This window comes from Streptomyces sp. SolWspMP-5a-2 (genome assembly GCF_900091845.1).
GTDB classification, from domain to species: domain Bacteria; phylum Actinomycetota; class Actinomycetes; order Streptomycetales; family Streptomycetaceae; genus Streptomyces; species Streptomyces doudnae.
This window is the reverse complement of the sequence record NZ_FMCI01000222.1, coordinates 1-18888: the sequence shown is the minus strand read 5'-3', so window position 1 is coordinate 18888 and position 18888 is coordinate 1. Positions and strand designations below refer to the sequence as shown.

Here is an 18888-nt window from a genome sequence, read left to right as displayed (position 1 = left end):
GGACCGCAGCTCGCCACCGCGCCCGCCCCGCCGCGGCGCCCGCGCGGGCCTCGCACGCCCACCGCCCGCTCGCTCGTGTGTGCTGCCGAGCCGCCGCGAGGCGTCCGAAAGCGAGCGGTCGGCGCCCGCGCCCGCACCCTCCTTATGTCCACCGAACGGCTGACGGCGGTCCCCGTGCGGCACAATGGCCCCAGCCCGAAGAAGGTCCAACTCTCAAGCAGGCGGAATCGGCGTGATGAGCAAGACCACAGTGAAAGACGTCTCCACCGAGTCCCCCTCCGGCAGCTCTCCCGCCGGGCCGCGCACGGTGGGCGGCAGCCGCGCCTTCGCGGTGCTGCTGCTGATCACGGGCGCGGCCGGACTGCTCGCCGCGTGGGTCATCACGATCGACAAGTTCAAGCTGCTCGAGGCCAAGGTGGCGGGCACCACCTTCACCCCCGGGTGCAGCCTCAACCCCGTCGTCTCCTGCGGCAGCGTCATGGAGTCCAAGCAGGCCGCCGCCTTCGGGTTCCCCAACCCGATGCTCGGCCTGGTCGCCTACGGCATCGTCATCTGCGTCGGCATGACCCTGCTCGCCCGCGCCCGCTTCCCGCGCTGGTACTGGCTCACCTTCAACGCGGGCACCCTCTTCGGCGTGGCCTTCTGCACCTGGCTGCAGTTCCAGTCGCTGTACCGCATCAACGCGCTCTGCCTCTGGTGCTCGCTGGCCTGGGTCGCCACGATCGTCATGTTCTGGTACGTGACGTCGTTCAACGTCCGCAACGACTTCCTGCCCGCCCCGCGCTGGCTCAAGGGCTTCTTCGGCGAGTTCACCTGGGTCGTGCCCGTGCTCCACATCGGGATCATCGGCATGCTGATCCTGACCCGCTGGTGGGACTTCTGGACCAGCTGACCGCCCCGGTCGGCGTTGTCGGTGCCGTGAATTAGGGTTCATGACGTGGAGCCCGACCTGTTCACCGCAGCCGCAGAAGAACGCCAGGAGAAGGACCCCGCGGGAAGCCCGCTCGCCGTCCGGATGCGCCCGCGCACCCTCGACGAGGTGATGGGCCAGCAGCACCTGCTGAAACCCGGCTCCCCGCTGCGCCGCCTGGTCGGCGAGGGCTCGGGCGGGCCCGCGGGCCCCTCCTCGGTGATCCTCTGGGGCCCGCCCGGCACCGGCAAGACCACCCTCGCGTACGTCGTCTCCAAGGCCACCGACAAGCGCTTCGTCGAACTGTCGGCGATCACCGCGGGCGTCAAGGAGGTCCGCGCCGTCATCGACGGCGCCCGCCGCGCCACCGGCGGCTACGGCAAGGAGACCGTCCTCTTCCTGGACGAGATCCACCGCTTCAGCAAGGCCCAGCAGGACTCCCTGCTGCCCGCCGTGGAGAACCGCTGGGTGACGCTCGTCGCGGCCACCACCGAGAACCCGTACTTCTCCGTGATCTCCCCGCTGCTCTCCCGCTCCCTGCTGCTCACCCTCGAACCCCTCACCGACGACGACCTGCGCGGCCTGCTGCGCCGGGCCACCGCCGACGAACGGGGCCTCGGCGGCGCCGTCACCCTCCCCGGGGAGACGGAGGACCACCTGCTGCGGATCGCCGGCGGTGACGCCCGCCGCGCCCTGACCGCCCTGGAGGCCGCCGCGGGCGCCGCCCTCGACAAGGGCGAGGAGACGCTGACGCTGGCCACCCTGGAGGAGACGGTCGACCGGGCGGCGGTCACCTACGACCGCGACGGCGACCAGCACTACGACGTCGCCAGCGCCCTCATCAAGTCGATCCGCGGCTCGGACGTCGACGCCGCCCTGCACTACCTGGCCCGCATGATCGAGGCGGGCGAGGACCCCCGCTTCATCGCCCGCCGCCTGATGATCTCCGCCAGCGAGGACATCGGCCTCGCCGACCCCAACGCCCTGCCCCTCGCGGTCGCCGCCGCCCAGGCCGTCGCGATGATCGGCTTCCCGGAGGCCGCCCTCACCCTCAGCCACGCCACCATCGCCCTGGCCCTGGCCCCCAAGTCCAACGCGGCGACGACCGCGATCGGCGCCGCCATGGAGGACGTCCGCAAGGGGCTGGCGGGACCGGTGCCCGCGCATCTGCGCGACGGCCACTACAAGGGCGCCGCCAAGCTCGGCCACGCGCAGGGGTACGTCTACCCGCACGACCTGCCCGAGGGCATCGCCGAGCAGCAGTACGCGCCGGACGCCCTCAAGGACCGCGCCTACTACACGCCCACCCGGCACGGCGGCGAGGCACGGTACGCGGACGCCGTCGAGTGGACCAGGAACCGGCTCGGTCGCAAGCGGTCCTGAGCGGCCTGTAGACTGCCCACCAGTGCTGCGTCCCGTGCCGTCAGAGCGGGACAGTCAGCCGGAGCCCGGTCCCTCGCGGATCGGCTCCAGGAGCGTCGCGCACCGTCGAACGGTGTCGCGGGCAGCCCACCACCGTCCGGGTCTCCCGGAACAGGTCGGTGGGCCACTCGCGTGCTGCACGTATGTGCCCAGAAACAGGGGAGCGGCTGCCCGGCAGGTCCCGAGCGGACCCGGCGGGTCTCCCCGGCTGCGGATGCGACCTCCCTCAACCCTGACAAGCCGATCCAAGGAAATGAGAGACAGTGGCGAACCAGCCCCGTCCCAAGGTCAAGAAGTCGCGTGCTCTCGGCATCGCGCTGACCCCGAAGGCCGTCAAGTACTTCGAGGCGCGCCCCTACCCGCCGGGCGAGCACGGCCGCGGCCGCAAGCAGAACTCGGACTACAAGGTCCGTCTGCTGGAGAAGCAGCGGCTGCGCGCGCAGTACGACGTGTCCGAGCGCCAGCTCGTCCGCGCCTACGAGCGTGCCTCCAAGGTCCAGGGCAAGACCGGTGAGGCCCTGATCATCGAGCTCGAGCGCCGCCTCGACGCCCTGGTCCTGCGTTCGGGCATCGCCCGCACCATCTACCAGGCCCGTCAGATGGTCGTGCACGGCCACATCGAGGTCAACGGCCAGAAGGTCGACAAGCCGTCGTTCCGCGTCCGTCCCGACGACGTCGTGATGGTCCGCGAGCGCAGCCGTGAGAAGACCCTCTTCTCCATCTCCCGTGAGGGCGGCTTCGCCCCCGAGGGCGAGACCCCGCGCTACCTCCAGGTGAACCTCAAGGCCCTGGCGTTCCGCCTGGACCGCGAGCCGAACCGCAAGGAGATCCCGGTGATCTGCGACGAGCAGCTCGTCGTCGAGTACTACGCCCGCTGATCACCGGCAGGCGGTAGCACCACCTCAGCCCGCCGTCTCCCCGCCCCTGTGGGCGCGGGAGGCGGCGGGTTCCTGCGTTCCGGGCCCCTGGGACGCGGGGCGCGCGGGCGCGCACGCGGTGGCCTCCGCGGTCCGCGGCGGCCGTCCCAGCGCCCGCGCCAGGGCCGCCTCGGGCGCCAGCGCCGTGCCCTCGCGCAGCCCCTCTCGGTACCGCGCGTCGCCCAGCGCCTCCCGCGCCAGCGCCTCGCACCTCTCGTGCGGCGCGTTGTAGTGGGCCGAGCCGAACAGCGGCAGCCCCACCGACGGCCACATCCGGGCCGCCACGCCCTGCAGCACCGCCGCCTCCGCCGCGTCCCCGTCGACCGCCGTGACCAGCGCCAGCAGCTCCACCGTCAGCACCGACGCCAGCAGGTCGTGGAAGGCGTGCGCGCCGGTCAGGCACTCGACGAGCAGCGCCCGCGCCGCCGCCTGGTCGCCGTCGGCCCAGGCCGCGTACGCCAGCACGTACAGGGCGTAGCCGCGGGTCCACCGCTCGCCGTGCCGCTCGCAGACCCGGCGCACGTTCTCGCACAGCCGCACCGCGTCCGGCAGATCGCCCTGGAAGGCACGGGCCATCGCCAGCTCCACCTGCCCCATCAGGACGTTGCTGTTCAGCTCGCCGATCTCCCGGTAGCGGGCGAGCGCCGACCGCAGCAGCGCCTCCGCCCGGGGCAGGTCGTCCGAGACCAGCGCCAGGCAGCCGGTGCGGTGCTCCGCGTACGCCACCGCGACCGGGTCGGCGCGCAGCTCCGCCTCCTGGCGGCAGGCGCGCAGCACCCCGAGCGCGCGTGCCGTGTCCCCCTGGAGCACCGCCACGTACCCGAGCACCCACAGCGCCTTCAGCCGGGCCCCCTCGTGCCCGGACTCGGCCCGCACCGCCTGTTCGAGCCAGTGCCTGCCCTCCGAGAGCCGCCCGCACCCCGCCCAGTAGAACCAGAGCGAGCCCGCGAGGGTCTGGCCCAGGTGGGCCTCGTCCGGTTCCGCCAGGGAGTGTTCGAGGGCCCGGCGCAGATTGGGCAGCTCCGTCTCGGTCCGGGCGGCGACCTCGGCCTGGCGCGGCGAGAACCAGTCCAGCTCGCACCAGGTCGCGAGCCCCAGGTACCAGTCCCGGTGGCGGCGCCGCAGCCGCTGCTCGTCCCCGGTCGCCGCCAGCCACTCGGCACCGTAGGCGCGGACGGTGTCCAGCATCCGGTAGCGGACCCCGGTCGGTGACTCCTCGCGGGCCAGCACCGACTGCGCGAGCAGCTCCGACAGCACGTCCAGGACGTCGTCGGCGGCCAGACCGTCCCCGGCGCAGACGTACTCGACGGCCTCCAGGTCGACGGACCCGGCGAACACGGAGAGCCGGGCCCACAGCAACCGCTGTGCGGGCGTGCACAGTTCGTGGCTCCAGCCGATCGCCGTGCGCAGGGTGCGGTGGCGCGGCGGGGCGTCCCTGCGCTCGCCGGTCAGCAGCCGGAACCGGTCGTCGAGCCGTTCGAGGAGCCGGGCGGGGGAGAGGGCGCCGAGCCGCCCCGCGGCCAGTTCGAGGGCGAGCGGGATGCCGTCGAGCCGTCGGCACACGTCCCGGACGTCGGCGTCGTCGCCGGTGTCGACGCCCAGCGCGGCGGCCCGCTCCCGCAGCAGCGCGACCGCGTCGTCCCCGGGCAGCGGGGCCAGCGGCAGCACCCGTTCACCGGTCAGCGCCAGCGGCCGGCGGCCCACCGCGAGCACCCGCAACCCCGGTGCCCGGCGCAGCAGTTCGGCGACCAGTCCGGCGCACGCGTCCACCAGGTGCTCGAACCCGTCGAGGACCAGCAGCAGTTCGCGGTCGGCGAGGTGGGCCAGCAGCGTGCCGCGCGGCGGCCGGGTGGTGTGGTCGGTCAGGCCGAGGGCGGCCACCACCGCGTGCTCGACGAAGCGCGGGTCGCGCACCGGGGCCAGCTCCACCCACCCCACGCCGTCGCGCGGGGCCCGCCCGGCCGCGGCCCGTGCCGCGAGCCGGGTCTTGCCGACCCCGCCGGGGCCGGTGACCGTCACCAGCCGGGCGGTGCCGAGCGCCCGCCCGAGGGCCGCGAGTTCGGCGGCGCGGCCGACGAAGGCGTCGATCTCCGGGGGCGGACCGCCCACCGCGGGGGAGTCCTCGGGCTCAGTCGCTCGCATGGGACACGGAGCGTACTGAACCGTATGCAGGGCGTACAATCGGCCCGCGCGACCCGGCGGGACGGCCGGGGTAATCCGGTACGGAGCGGCTGTCCCGTCGCGATAGGCTCGGGAGACGACTTATTGTCCCCAGACGTTTCAGGGAGCGGGTGCGCGCGGTGTCCGGTGGAGAGGTGGCCGGGATCCTGGTGGCCGTCTTCTGGGCGATCCTGGTCTCCTTCCTCGCCGTCGCACTGGTGAGGGTGGCCCAGACGCTCAAGGCGACCACCAAGCTGGTGGCGGACGTGACCGATCAGGCCGTCCCGCTGCTCGCGGACGCGTCGGCGGCCGTGCGGTCCGCGCAGACCCAGATCGACCGGGTCGACTCGATCGCCTCCGACGTGCAGGAAGTCACCTCCAACGCCTCCGCGCTCTCCTCGACCGTCGCCTCGACGTTCGGCGGCCCGCTGGTCAAGGTCGCGGCCTTCGGCTACGGCGTGCGCCGGGCCCTCGGCGGCCGCCGGGACGACGAGCCCGCCCTGGCCGCGCGCCGCCGCACCGTGCTGGTGGGCCGTACGGTCCCGTCCGCGCGGCGGGGGAAGCGGAACAACCGCGGAAAGAAGGACTGAGCGAGCGATGTTCCGCCGTACGTTCTGGTTCACCACGGGTGTCGCCGCCGGTGTCTGGGCCACCACCAAGGTCAACCGCAAGCTGAAGCAGCTGACCCCCGAGCACCTCGCCGCGGCCGCGGCCAACAAGGCGCTCGACGCGGGGCACCGGATCAAGGACCGCGCGGTCGGCTTCGCGCTGGACGTCCGCGACAACATGGCGCAGCGCGAGGCCGAGCTGACCGACGCGCTCGGCATCGACGCGGACCCCGAACTCCCCGCGCCGCGGCGGCACGCCGCCCTGGAGAACCGCAACCACCCGAAGTACCTCGAAGCCACGACGTACTCGGACCCGAACAACCGGAATGAGGACCACTGATGGAGTCGGCAGAGATCCGCCGCCGCTGGCTGAGCTTCTTCGAGGAGCGCGGTCACACCGTCGTCCCTTCGGCGTCGCTCATCGCGGACGACCCGACTCTGCTCCTCGTCCCGGCGGGCATGGTGCCCTTCAAGCCGTACTTCCTGGGTGAGGTCAAGGCGCCCTTCCCGCGCGCCACCAGCGTGCAGAAGTGCGTGCGCACGCCGGACATCGAGGAGGTCGGCAAGACCACCCGGCACGGCACCTTCTTCCAGATGTGCGGCAACTTCTCCTTCGGCGACTACTTCAAGGAGGACGCCGTCAAGTTCGCCTGGGAGCTGCTCACCTCGCCCCAGGACAAGGGCGGTTACGGCCTGGAGCCGGAGCGCCTGTGGATCACCGTCTACAAGGACGACGACGAGGCCGAGCGCATCTGGCACGACGTCGTGGGCGTGCCGAAGGAGCGCATCCAGCGCCTCGGCATGAAGGACAACTACTGGTCCATGGGCGTCCCCGGCCCGTGCGGTCCGTGTTCCGAGATCAACTACGACCGCGGCCCCGAGTTCGGCGCCGAGGGCGGCCCGGCCGTCAACGACGAGCGGTACGTGGAGATCTGGAACCTGGTCTTCATGCAGTACGAGCGCGGCCAGGGCATCGGCAAGGACAACTTCGAGATCCTCGGCGAGCTGCCCAGCAAGAACATCGACACGGGCCTCGGCCTGGAGCGCCTGGCGATGATCCTGCAGGGCGTGCAGAACATGTACGAGATCGACACCTCGATGGCCGTCATCGAGCGGGCCACCGCGCTGACCGGTGTGGCCTACGGCGACGCCCACGCCTCGGACGTCTCGCTGCGCGTGGTCACCGACCACATGCGCACCTCCGTGATGCTCATCGGCGACGGCGTCACCCCCGGCAACGAGGGCCGCGGCTACGTGCTGCGCCGCATCATGCGCCGCGCCATCCGCAACATGCGGCTGCTGGGCGCCACGGGACCGGTCGTCCTCGACCTCATCGACACCGTCATCGCCATGATGGGCCAGCAGTACCCGGAGCTGGTCAGCGACCGCGAGCGGATCGAGAAGGTCGCCGTCGCCGAGGAGAACGCGTTCCTCAAGACGCTGAAGGCCGGCACCAACATCCTCGACACCGCCGTCACCGACACCAAGGCCACCGGCGGCACGGTCCTCGCCGGTGACAAGGCGTTCCTGCTCCACGACACCTGGGGCTTCCCGATCGACCTCACCCTGGAGATGGCCGCCGAGCAGGGCCTGTCCGTGGACGAGGACGGCTTCCGGCGCTTGATGAAGGAGCAGCGGGAGCGGGCCAAGGCCGACGCCAGGTCCAAGAAGACCGGCCACGCCGACATGGGCGCCTACCGCGAGATCGCGGACGCCGCCGGTGCCACCGACTTCATCGGCTACAGCGACACCGAGGGCGAGACGACGATCGTCGGCATCCTCGTCGACGGTGTCTCCTCCCCGGCCGCCAGCGAGGGCGACGAGGTCGAGATCGTCCTCGACCGCACCCCGTTCTACGCCGAGGGCGGCGGCCAGATCGGCGACACCGGGCGGATCAGGGTCGACTCCGGTGCCGTCGTCGAGGTCCGCGACACCCAGAAGCCGGTGCCGGGCGTGTACGTCCACAAGGGCGTCGTCCAGGTGGGCGAGGTCACCGTCGGCGCCAAGGCGCAGGCCAGCATCGACCGCAGGCGCCGCACCGCCATCGCCCGCGCCCACTCGGCCACCCACCTCACCCACCAGGCGCTGCGTGACGCGCTCGGCCCGACGGCCGCCCAGGCCGGTTCCGAGAACCAGCCCGGCCGCTTCCGCTTCGACTTCGGCTCGCCCGCCGCCGTCCCGACGGCCGTGATGACCGACGTCGAGCAGAAGATCAACGAGGTCCTCGCCCGCGACCTGGACGTGCACGCCGAGGTCATGGGCATCGACGACGCCAAGAAGCAGGGCGCCATCGCGGAGTTCGGCGAGAAGTACGGCGAGCGGGTCCGGGTGGTGACCATCGGCGACTTCTCCAAGGAGCTGTGCGGCGGCACCCACGTCCACAACACCGCCCAGCTCGGCTTGGTCAAGCTGCTCGGCGAGTCCTCCATCGGCTCCGGGGTGCGCCGCATCGAGGCCCTCGTCGGCGTCGACGCCTACAACTTCCTGGCCCGCGAGCACACGGTCGTCGCCCAGCTCCAGGAGCTGATCAAGGGACGCTCCGAGGAGCTGCCGGAGAAGGTCTCCGCGATGCTCGGCAAGCTGAAGGACGCCGAGAAGGAGATCGAGAAGTTCCGCGCGGAGAAGGTGCTCCAGGCCGCCGCCGGGCTCGCCGAGTCCGCCAAGGACGTGCGGGGCGTGGCCGTCGTCACCGGGCAGGTCCCGGACGGCACCACCCCCGACGACCTGCGCCGCCTCGTCCTCGACGTGCGCGGGCGGATCCAGGGCGGCCGGGCCGTCGTCGTCGCGCTCTTCACGATCGGGAACGGCAAGCCCCTCACCGTCATCGCCACCAACGAGGCCGCCCGCGAGCGTGGCCTCAAGGCCGGTGACCTGGTCAGGGCCGCGGCCAAGACCCTCGGCGGCGGCGGTGGCGGCAAGCCGGACGTCGCCCAGGGCGGCGGCCAGAACCCGGCGGCCGTCGGCGAGGCCGTCGAGGCGGTCGAGCGGCTCGTGGCGGACACCGCCAAGTGACCGCTGTCATGCGCAGGGGCCGCCGGATCGCGATCGACGTCGGGGACGCCAGGATCGGGGTCGCCTCGTGCGACCCCGACGGGATCCTCGCCACGCCGGTCGAGACGGTGCCCGGCCGGGACGTCCCGGCGGCCCACCGCAGGCTGCGGCAGCTCGTCGAGGAGTACGAACCGATCGAAGTCGTCGTCGGGCTCCCTCGCTCCCTCAAGGGGGGCGAGGGCCCGGCCGCGGTGAAGGTCAGGGCGTTCGCCCAGGAGCTGGCCCGGGGGGTCGCGCCGGTGCCGGTCCGCCTGGTCGACGAGCGGATGACGACCGTGACGGCCAGTCAGGGACTGCGCGCCTCGGGGGTGAAGTCCAGGAAGGGCCGCTCGGTCATCGACCAGGCAGCCGCTGTGATCATCCTTCAGCAGGCACTCGAATCCGAACGGGTGTCAGGTAAAGCCCCCGGCGAGGGCGTCGAAGTGGTCATCTGATCGCGATACGGTAACGTTCCGCGCGATGCGATGGTTTTCGAACAGCCACCGCACAGCAAGAGACGGAACGGAAACCGGCCCCCGCCGCGTGACGTGCCGCCTCGCGGCTCTAGGGGATCGATGACTGAGTATGGCCGGGGCCGTGGCTCCGAACCGTGGCATCCCGAGGACCCGTTGTTCGGGGACGGCGGATGGGGAGGACAGCAGGCCCACGCGGGTCAGCAGTCCCCCTACGGCGGCCAGCCGCAGCACCATCCGGAGCAGCCGCAGCAGCCCTACCAGGGCGACTGGGGCGACGGCGGCCAGGCCGCGTACGCCCAGGGGCAGCCGCAGCAGCAGCAGTACCCTCAGTACGAACAGCCGTACGGTCAGCAGCCGCAGTACGCTGATCAGACCCAGCAGCAGTTCGGTCATCAGCAGCAGGACCAGTACGGTCATCAGCCTCAGCAGCAGTACGGTGATCAGACCCAGCAGCAGTACGCGGGTCACGCGCAGCAGCCGTACGGCGACGGCGCCTGGGCCGGGGGCGCCCAGACGTACGCGCCCTACCCCGACCCGACCGATCCGTACGCCCAGCAGTCGGCCGGGTACGGCGGGGAGCAGCCCGACTTCTACAACACGCCCGACGCCTATCCGCCGCCGGAGCCGCCGAGCCGCCGGGCTGCCGAACCCGAACCCAAGGTCGACTGGGACCCGGGGCCCGATCAGGGCGAACACGCGTTCTTCGCGGACGGCGACGACGACCGGGACGAGCCCGACGGGGACGAGCCCGGCGGGCGCGGCGGCCGCAGCGACCGGCGCGGGCGGGGCGGCAAGGAGAAGAAGAAACGCAACGGCTGCGCCTGCCTCGTGGTGCTGCTGGTCTTCGGCGGCGGCTTCGGCGGCGTCTGCTATTTCGGCTACCAGTTCTACCAGAACCGTTTCGGTGCGGCGCCCGACTTCGCGGGCAGCGGCTCCGGGGCCGCCGTGACCGTCCAGATCCCCGACGGCGCGGGCGGTTACGACATCGGACGGCGCCTCAAAGAGGTCGGTGTCGTCAAGAGCGTCGACGCGTTCGTGGCCGCCCAGCAGCAGAATCCCGAGGGCAAGAAGATCCAGGCCGGTGCCTATCTCCTGAAAAAGGAGATGTCCGCCGCGAGCGCCGTCAAGATGATGCTCGACCCCAAGAGCCAGAACAATGTGATCGTGACTCCGGGGCAGCGCAACATCAAGATCTACAAGGCGATCGACGCGAAACTCGGTCTGTCCTCCGGCGCCACCCGGAAGATCGCCGAGAAGGAATACAAGAGCCTCGGACTGCCCAGCTGGGCGAACAGCAACAACCAGATCAAGGACCCGCTGGAAGGCTTCCTCTTCCCGGGCACCTATCCCGCGGCCAAGGGCATGAAGCCGGAATCCGTGCTCAAGTCGATGGTCGGCAGGGCCGTCACCACGTACGGCCGCTACGACCTCGCCGCGAAGGCCAAGTCCTTCGATCTGAAGAACCCGTTGGAGCTGGTCACGGTCGCGAGCCTGGTCCAGGCCGAGGGCAAGACCGACGACGACTTCCGCAAGATGGCCGAGGTCGTCTACAACCGCCTCAAGCCCGACAACACCGAGACCAACCGCAAGCTCCAGTTCGACTCGACCTTCAACTACCTGAAGAACGAGAGCAACATCCACATCAGCGAGTCCGAGATCAACACCAACAAGGACCCGTACAACACGTACACCAACGTCGGTCTGCCACCCGGACCCATCGGCAACCCGGGCGAGGACGCCCTCAAGGCGGCCATGAACCCGACCAGTGACGGCTGGATCTATTTCGTCGCCACCGACGGAAAGAGCCTCACCGAGTTCGCCAGGACCCTCGCCGAATTCAATCAGCTCAAGGAAAAGTTCAATGCCAGCTCGGGCAACTGACGCCCGCCGGGCGGCCGTCCTCGGCTCGCCCATCGCCCACTCGCTCTCCCCGGTGCTGCACCGCGCCGCCTACGACGAGCTGGGCCTGACGGACTGGTCGTACGACCGGTTCGACGTCGACGAGGCCGCGCTGCCCGGCTTCGTCGACGGGCTCGGCCCCGAGTGGGCCGGGCTCTCGCTGACCATGCCGCTGAAGCGGGCCGTCATCCCGCTCCTCGACGCGGTCAGCGACACGGCGGCCTCCGTCGAGGCGGTCAACACCGTCGTCCTCACCGACGACGGCCGCCGCCTCGGCGACAACACCGACATCCCCGGCATGGTCGCCGCGCTGCGCGAGCGCGGCATCGAACAGGTCGACTCGGCCGCGGTGCTCGGCGCCGGGGCCACCGCGTCCTCCGCCCTCGCCGCGCTCGCCCGGATCTGCACCGGCGAGGTCGTCGCCTACGTCCGCAGCGCCGACCGGGCCGCCGAGATGCGGCAGTGGGGCGAGCGCCTGGGCATCCAGGTGCGCACCGCCGACTGGGCCGACGCCGCCGACGCGCTGCGCGCCCCCCTCGTCGTCGCCACCACCCCCGCCGGGACCACCGACGCGCTCGCCGCCGCCGTCCCCGAGCGCCCCGCCACCCTCTTCGACGTCCTCTACGAGCCGTGGCCCACCGCGCTCGCCGCCCGCTGGTCGGCGTACGGCGGGGCCGTCGTCGGCGGCCTCGACCTCCTGGTCCACCAAGCGGTGCTCCAGGTCGAGCAGATGACCGGACGCGCCCCCGCGCCCGTCGAGGTCATGCGCAAAGCGGGCGAACACGCGCTCGAATCCCGCTGAGGTCCGCTCGTCCGCCTGATGGACCGGCGGCCTTCTCCCGCACCCGGACGTGGGAGGATCGGAACGGCGGGCCGGGGCCGCGCACCCGGTGGCGCCGTCGCCGTACGACGCGCGTACGCAGGCAGTACCAGGGCGCGAGCACTGAGGAGCACCGTTGAGCAGGTTGCGCTGGCTGACCGCGGGAGAGTCCCACGGTCCCGCACTCGTGGCGACGCTGGAGGGCCTTCCCGCCGGCGTGCCGATCACCACGGAGATGGTGGCGGACCATCTGGCCCGGCGCCGCCTCGGTTACGGACGCGGCGCCCGGATGAAGTTCGAGCGCGACGAGGTCACCTTCCTCGGCGGCGTCCGGCACGGCCTCACCCTCGGCTCCCCGGTCGCCGTCATGGTCGGCAACACCGAGTGGCCCAAGTGGGAGCAGGTCATGGCGGCCGACCCGGTCGACCCCGAGATCCTCGGCGGGCTCGCCCGCAACGCCCCCCTGACCCGCCCCCGCCCCGGCCACGCCGACCTCGCGGGGATGCAGAAGTACAACTTCGACGAGGCCCGCCCGATCCTGGAGCGCGCCTCCGCCCGGGAGACCGCGGCCCGCGTCGCGCTCGGCGCCGTCGCCCGCTCCTACCTCAAGGAGACGGCCGGGATCGAGATCGTCAGCCACGTCGTCGAGCTGGCCGCCGCCAAGGCGCCCTACGGCGTGTACCCGACCCCGGCCGACGTCGAGAAGCTGGACGCCGACCCGGTGCGCTGCCTGGACGCCGACGCCTCGAAGGCGATGGTCGCGGAGATCGACCAGGCCCACAAGGACGGCGACACCCTCGGCGGCGTCGTCGAGGTCCTCGCCTACGACGTGCCCGTCGGCCTCGGCTCGCACGTCCACTGGGACCGCAGGCTCGACGCCCGGCTCGCCGCCGCCCTCATGGGCATCCAGGCCATCAAGGGCGTCGAGGTCGGCGACGGCTTCGACCTCGCGCGGGTGCCCGGCTCCAAGGCGCACGACGAGATCGTCGCCACCGACGAGGGCATCCGGCGCGCCAGCGGCCGCTCCGGCGGCACCGAGGGCGGCCTGACCACCGGCGAGCTGCTGCGGGTGCGCGCCGCGATGAAGCCCATCGCCACCGTGCCGCGGGCCCTGCGGACCGTCGACGTCGCCACCGGCGAGGCCACCCAGGCCCACCACCAGCGCTCCGACGTCTGCGCGGTGCCCGCCGCCGGCATCGTCGCCGAGGCCATGGTCGCCCTGGTCCTCGCGGACGCCGTCGCGGAGAAGTTCGGCGGCGACAGCGTCCCCGAGACCCGCCGCAACGTGCGCTCCTACCTCGACCACCTGGCCGTCCGATGAGCGCCGCGCCCCGCGTCGTCCTGGTCGGGCCCATGGGCGTCGGCAAGTCCACCGTCGGGAAGCTGCTCGCCGAGCGGCTCGGCGTCGGCTACCGCGACACCGACGACGACATCGTCGCCGCCGAGGGCCGCACCATCGCGGAGATCTTCGTCGACGAGGGCGAACCGGTCTTCCGCGCCCTGGAGAAGAGCGCCGTCGGCCGGGCGCTCGCCGAGCACGACGGCGTCCTGGCGCTGGGCGGCGGCTCCGTCCTGGACGCCGACACCCGCGCGCTGCTCGCCGGACAGCGGGTCGTCTACCTCTCCATGGACGTCGAGGAGGCGGTCAGGCGCACCGGCCTCAACGCCGCCCGCCCGCTGCTCGCCGTCAACCCGCGCAAGCAGTGGCGCGAGCTGATGGAGGCGCGGCGCGCCCTGTACGAGGGGGTCGCCACGGCCGTCGTCGCGACGGACGGCCGCACCCCCGAAGAGGTCACTCAGATCGCCCTGGACGCACTGGAGTTGAAGGAAGCATGAGCGAGTCCGTGACGCGGATCCAGGTCGGCGGCACCGCGGGCAGCGAGCCGTACGAGGTCCTGGTGGGCCACCGGCTGCTGGGCGAACTGGGCGCGCTGGTCGGGGAGAAGGCCAAGCGCGTCGCCGTGATCCACCCCGAGGCGCTGGCCGAGACCGGCGAGGCGCTCCGCGCCGACCTGGCCGGGCAGGGCTTCGACACGGTCGCCATCCAGGTGCCCAACGCCGAGGAGGCCAAGACCGCCGAGGTCGCCGCCTACTGCTGGAAGGCGCTCGGCCAGTCCGGGTTCACCCGCACCGACGTCGTCGTCGGCGTCGGCGGCGGCGCCACCACCGACCTGGCCGGGTTCGTGGCCGCGACCTGGCTGCGCGGGGTGCGCTGGATCGCCGTACCGACCACTGTGCTCGCCATGGTGGACGCGGCCGTCGGCGGCAAGACCGGCATCAACACCGCCGAGGGCAAGAACCTGGTCGGCGCCTTCCACCCGCCGGCCGGCGTGCTGTGCGACCTGGCCGCCCTGGAGTCCCTCCCGGTCAACGACTACGTCTCCGGGCTCGCCGAGATCATCAAGGCGGGGTTCATCGCCGACCCGGCGATCCTCGACCTCATCGAGTCCGACCCGCAGGCCGCCCGCACCCCCGCGGGACCGCACACCGCCGAGCTGATCGAGCGCTCCATCCGGGTCAAGGCCGAGGTGGTCTCCTCCGACCTCAAGGAGGCCGGACTGCGCGAGATCCTCAACTACGGCCACACCCTGGGCCACGCCATCGAGAAGAACGAGCGCTACAAGTGGCGCCACGGCGCGGCCGTCGCCGTCGGCATGCACTTCGCCGCCGAACTCGGCCGTCTCGCGGGCCGGTTGGACGACGCGACGGCCGACCGCCACCGCACCGTGCTGGAAGCGGTCGGGCTGCCCCTGCACTACCGCTACGACCAGTGGCCGAAGCTGCTGGAGAACATGCGGGTCGACAAGAAGTCCCGCGGTGACCTGCTGCGCTTCATCGTCCTGGACGGGCTCGCCAAGCCGACCGTCCTGGAGGGCCCCGACCCCGCCGTGCTCGTCGCGGCCTACGGCGAAGTGGGGCAGTAAGTCCCCTTGTGATCCATCCGCCCGGTCCGCCGCGGGGCGACGGGCACCGCGGACCGCCCCCGGCCGTTCACCAAACGGCGGCCGGGGGCGGTACCGTTCGGTGGCGAGCGGGGCCCGCACCCGCCGCCAGCGCCCATCGCCTGTACGAGACGGAGTGGCACCGGATGCAGCACGCAGTGGGTCCTCCGCTGCCGCCGCCCCATCAGCCGGGGCACGGACCGGCCGAGAGCTGGTCCCCGGCCGCGCACCACCCGGGCCCCCAGCCCGCGGGCCCCCACCAGGGCCCACCACCCCCTGGCAGCCACCAGGCCCCGGTGCCGCCGCCCCCGGGCCCCCCTGCCTTCGCGCCGCACGGCCCGCCGATGCCCCCGCCGGAGACCACGGGCCACGTCCCGCTCCCGCCGGGCGCCCCGGTCGGCATCCCCACCCCCGCGCCCGCCGCCCCCGACCCCACGACGACCACCCTCGCGGTGCTCCTCATCGGCCCGGCCGGGGCGGGCAAGACCAGCGTCGCGAAGTACTGGGCCGAGCACCGCCGCGTCCCCACCGCCCACATCAGCCTCGACGACGTCCGCGAATGGGTCCGCTCCGGCTTCGCCGACCCCCAGTCCGGCTGGAACGACCACTCCGAGGCGCAGTACCGCCTGGCCCGCCGCACCTGCGGCTTCGCCGCGCGCAACTTCCTCGCCAACGGGATCTCCTGCATCCTCGACGACGCGGTCTTCCCCGACCGGCCCGTGGTCGGCCTCGGCGGCTGGAAGCGGCACGTGGGCCCTGGCCTGCTGCCCGTGGTGCTGCTGCCGGGTCTGGAGATCGTCCTGGAACGCAACGCGGAGCGCAGCGGCAACCGCCGTCTCACCGACGAGGAGGTCGCGCGCATCCACGGCCGGATGGCGGGCTGGTACGGCTCGGGACTGCCCATCATCGACAACTCCCAGCTCGACGTCCCCCAGACCGCGCGGATCCTCGACGACGTCCTGACCCGCTCGATCGCCAGCCCCCCGGCCTGGTGAGCGCCCGGCCGCCGCGGAGTCAGCGGAACGTTCCGGCCGCCGGGTCCGGCGGCCGGGCGCTCCCCGCTGCCCCACTCGGCCCTCTCGACCGGCGCGATCGGCGGCACGCTCCTACGCTCGCTGTATGCCCGAGGTGTACGCAGCCCGCCGATCCCGTCTCCGCGGACGCTTCAACGCGGCCGGCAGCACCGCTGCGCTCGTCTCGCGTCCCGCCAACGTCCGCTACCTCGCCGGACCGGTCCCCGAGGGCGCCGTCCTGCTCGTCGGCCGCACCGACGCGCACGACCTGCTCGTCTGCCCCGGCGCCGCGGACGACCGCGCCGCCGGTGCCAGGCCCGACGACGGCCTGCGCGTCCAGACCCTGCCCGGCACCGAGGGCGACCCCGCCGTCGCCGCAGCCGACCTCGCCGTCGGCACCGGATCCGACTGCCTCGCCGTGGAGGAGCACCACCTCACCATGGCCCGCCACCGGGCCATCCGCTCCGTCCTCCCGTCCTCCCGGCTGCGCCTGTCCGACCTGGACCGCGCCGTCGAACAGCTCCGGGTGGTGAAGGACGAGGAGGAGATCTCCTGCCTGCGCATCGGCGCCGAGATTGCCGACCAGGCGCTGGGCGAACTCCTGGAGTCCATCCTCGTCGGCCGCACCGAGCGCCACCTCGCCCTGGAGCTCGAACGCCGGCTCGTCGACCACGGCGCCGACGGACCCGCCTTCGCCACCTCCGTCGCCACCGGACCGCACGCCGGCCGACGGGCCCACCGGCCCACCGACCGGCGGGTCGAGGAGGGCGACTTCCTCTCCGTCTGCCTGGGCGCCACCTACCGCGGCTACCGCTCCCAGATCGGCCGGACCTTCGTCATCGGCACCACCCCCGCGCAGTGGCAGATCGACCTCTACGACCTCGTCTTCGCCGCTCAGCGCGCCGGACGGGAGGCGCTCGTCCCCGGCTCGGCCCACCGCGACGTCGACCGGGCGGCCCGTCAGGTCCTGGAGTGCGCCGGGTACACGGAGGGACTCCCGGCCGCCACCGGCCACGGCGTCGGACTCGAAATCGACGAGGACCCGCAGTTGGCCCCTGCGGCCATGGGTAAACTGGACGCTTGCGTGCCGGTCACCGTCGAACCCGGGGTCCACCTCCCGGGCCGGGGCGGCGTCCGGATCGATGACACGCTCGTCGTCCGCCCCGAGGCGGACGGCGGACCCGAGCTACTCACCATCACGACCAAGGAGCTGCTCGCGCTCTAGCCTCGCGCTGTGCGCCCGGCCCGTGGTCGTCCACGTCAGTCCAGGAGATTCCGCAACCGTGGCTTCCACGAACGACCTCAAGAACGGCCTGGTGCTCAAGCTCGACGGCGGCCAGCTGTGGTCCGTCGTCGAGTTCCAGCACGTCAAGCCCGGCAAGGGCCCGGCCTTCGTGCGCACCAAGCTGAAGAACGTGCTCTCCGGCAAGGTCGTCGACAAGACGTTCAACGCCGGTGTCAAGGTCGAGACGGCCACTGTCGACAAGCGCGACATGCAGTTCTCGTACATGGACGGCGAGTACTTCGTCTTCATGGACATGGAGACCTACGACCAGCTGATGGTCGACCGCAAGGCCGTCGGCGACGCCGCCAACTTCCTGATCGAGGGCTTCACCGCCACCGTCGCGCAGCACGAGGGCGAGGTGCTCTTCGTCGAGCTGCCGGCCGCCGTCGAGCTGGTCGTCCAGGAGACCGAGCCGGGCGTCCAGGGCGACCGCTCCACCGGCGGCACCAAGCCCGCCACCCTGGAGACCGGTCACCAGATCCAGGTCCCCCTCTTCATCACCACCGGAGAGAAGATCAAGGTCGACACCCGCACGAGCGACTACCTCGGCCGGGTGAACAGCTAACCGTGGCTGCCCGCAACACGGCCCGCAAGCGCGCCTTCCAGATCCTCTTCGAGGGCGACCAGCGCGGAACGGACGTCCTCACGGTCCTCGCGGACTGGATACGGCTCTCCCGGGACGACACCCGGCAGCCGCCGGTGAGCGAGTACACGATGCAGCTCGTCGAGGGCTACGCGCAGCACGCGCGGCGGATCGACGACCTGATCGCGCAGTACGCCGTGGGCTGGACGCTGGACCGGATGCCGGTCGTGGACCGCAACATCCTGCGTCTGGGGGCGTACGAGCTGATCTGGGTCGACGAGACCCCGGACGCCGTCGTCCTCGACGAGATGGTGCAGCTGGCGAAGGAGTTCTCCACCGACGAGTCGCCCTCGTTCGTGAACGGTCTGCTGGGCCGCTTCAAGGAGCTGAAGCCCTCGCTGCGCCGGGACGAGGCATAGCAGGCGCACCACCACGCCGTCGCGCCGACCGGGCGGCCGAAGACGCCGGAGGGCCCACAGCATCACGCTGCGGGCCCTCCGGCATCTCCGGCGGACGGCGACCGCGGCCGCGGCCGCCTGCGTCCCCGGACGGTGATCTCCACCGCCGGAAGCGCCGAGCCCCGGCCCGCCGAACCCCGCCGCTCCTGCGCGGGTGACGGTGGCACGCGGGCCGGGATGATACGCGGGGTGGGCGGGTGCCGCCCGGGGGACGCGCCGAGGGGGCCCGGAAATCCGTTCGCGGCCGCGCCTCTCGACACGGGGCGGGCCGCCCGTCGTCCTCCGCCCGCGCACGCCGTCGCGGACCCAGATCGGCAGGCCCTCCCGCGGCCCCCTGCCCTCGCGCGCCCGCGCACGCCGTCCGG

Annotated in this window: 17 protein-coding genes; 16 read left to right on the top strand and 1 reads right to left on the bottom strand. The window is 72.4% G+C overall.

Annotation, left to right across the window (positions count from 1 at the left end):
- The first annotated feature begins 235 nt into the window (after positions 1-235).
- The 3 genes from GA0115242_RS22555 to rpsD all read left to right on the top strand — a co-directional run bounded on the left by GA0115242_RS22555 (position 236) and on the right by rpsD (position 3210).
- Positions 236-892, top strand: coding sequence for a vitamin K epoxide reductase family protein (locus tag GA0115242_RS22555; protein WP_093831302.1), 657 nt, complete (start codon positions 236-238; stop codon positions 890-892).
- Positions 893-937: 45 nt separating this feature from the next.
- A complete protein-coding gene (locus tag GA0115242_RS22550) occupies positions 938-2293 on the top strand; it encodes a replication-associated recombination protein A (protein WP_093831300.1) in 1356 nt (451 codons plus the stop codon).
- Positions 2294-2595: 302 nt separating this feature from the next.
- Positions 2596-3210: a 30S ribosomal protein S4 gene (gene rpsD / locus GA0115242_RS22545; RefSeq protein ID WP_093831298.1), complete on the top strand. Its 615-nt coding sequence runs from the start codon at positions 2596-2598 to the stop codon at positions 3208-3210.
- A 24-nt stretch (positions 3211-3234) separates the two neighbouring features.
- Here rpsD and GA0115242_RS22540 read toward each other — a convergent pair whose 3' ends face one another.
- Entirely contained in the window at positions 3235-5391 is a 2157-nt protein-coding gene (locus GA0115242_RS22540; RefSeq protein WP_093831296.1) for an ATP-binding protein, read from the bottom strand.
- Between the two features lie 158 nt (positions 5392-5549).
- Between GA0115242_RS22540 and GA0115242_RS22535 the strand changes: the two genes are divergently transcribed.
- The 13 genes from GA0115242_RS22535 to nusB all read left to right on the top strand — a co-directional run bounded on the left by GA0115242_RS22535 (position 5550) and on the right by nusB (position 18484).
- Positions 5550-5999, top strand: a complete 450-nt coding sequence (locus tag GA0115242_RS22535) for a DUF948 domain-containing protein (RefSeq protein WP_093831308.1) — start codon at positions 5550-5552, stop codon at positions 5997-5999.
- Between the two features lie 7 nt (positions 6000-6006).
- Entirely contained in the window at positions 6007-6357 is a 351-nt protein-coding gene (locus GA0115242_RS22530; protein ID WP_093831294.1) for a hypothetical protein, read from the top strand.
- Positions 6357-9029, top strand: a complete 2673-nt coding sequence (gene alaS / locus GA0115242_RS22525; RefSeq protein WP_093831292.1) for an alanine--tRNA ligase — start codon at positions 6357-6359, stop codon at positions 9027-9029. Before GA0115242_RS22530 ends, alaS begins: the two co-directional genes overlap by 1 nt.
- An 8-nt stretch (positions 9030-9037) precedes the next feature.
- A complete protein-coding gene (gene ruvX, locus GA0115242_RS22520; protein WP_093831304.1) occupies positions 9038-9502 on the top strand; it encodes a Holliday junction resolvase RuvX in 465 nt (154 codons plus the stop codon).
- Between the two features lie 120 nt (positions 9503-9622).
- Positions 9623-11404 (top strand): endolytic transglycosylase MltG, encoded by a 1782-nt coding sequence (mltG, locus tag GA0115242_RS22510; RefSeq protein WP_093831290.1) that lies wholly within the window; start codon positions 9623-9625, stop codon positions 11402-11404.
- Positions 11385-12224 (top strand): shikimate dehydrogenase, encoded by an 840-nt coding sequence (locus GA0115242_RS22505; RefSeq protein WP_093831288.1) that lies wholly within the window; start codon positions 11385-11387, stop codon positions 12222-12224. Before mltG ends, GA0115242_RS22505 begins: the two co-directional genes overlap by 20 nt.
- Positions 12225-12378: 154 nt before the next feature.
- Entirely contained in the window at positions 12379-13563 is a 1185-nt protein-coding gene (gene aroC / locus GA0115242_RS22500; protein WP_093831286.1) for a chorismate synthase, read from the top strand.
- Positions 13560-14078, top strand: a complete 519-nt coding sequence (locus tag GA0115242_RS22495) for a shikimate kinase (RefSeq protein WP_093831284.1) — start codon at positions 13560-13562, stop codon at positions 14076-14078. Before aroC ends, GA0115242_RS22495 begins: the two co-directional genes overlap by 4 nt.
- The gene (aroB, locus tag GA0115242_RS22490) at positions 14075-15166 is read left to right on the top strand and encodes a 3-dehydroquinate synthase (protein ID WP_093831282.1); all 1092 of its coding nucleotides are present in this window, start codon (positions 14075-14077) and stop codon (positions 15164-15166) included. Before GA0115242_RS22495 ends, aroB begins: the two co-directional genes overlap by 4 nt.
- 164 nt (positions 15167-15330) lie before the next feature.
- A complete protein-coding gene (locus GA0115242_RS22485) occupies positions 15331-16179 on the top strand; it encodes a Pro-rich N-terminal domain-containing protein (protein ID WP_093831280.1) in 849 nt (282 codons plus the stop codon).
- Positions 16180-16303: 124 nt separating this feature from the next.
- Positions 16304-17422 (top strand): aminopeptidase P family protein, encoded by a 1119-nt coding sequence (locus tag GA0115242_RS22480; RefSeq protein ID WP_093831278.1) that lies wholly within the window; start codon positions 16304-16306, stop codon positions 17420-17422.
- Positions 17423-17480: 58 nt separating this feature from the next.
- A complete protein-coding gene (gene efp, locus GA0115242_RS22475; RefSeq protein ID WP_093831276.1) occupies positions 17481-18047 on the top strand; it encodes an elongation factor P in 567 nt (188 codons plus the stop codon).
- Between the two features lie 2 nt (positions 18048-18049).
- Positions 18050-18484: a transcription antitermination factor NusB gene (gene nusB / locus GA0115242_RS22470; protein ID WP_093831274.1), complete on the top strand. Its 435-nt coding sequence runs from the start codon at positions 18050-18052 to the stop codon at positions 18482-18484.
- The last annotated feature ends 404 nt before the right edge of the window (positions 18485-18888 follow it).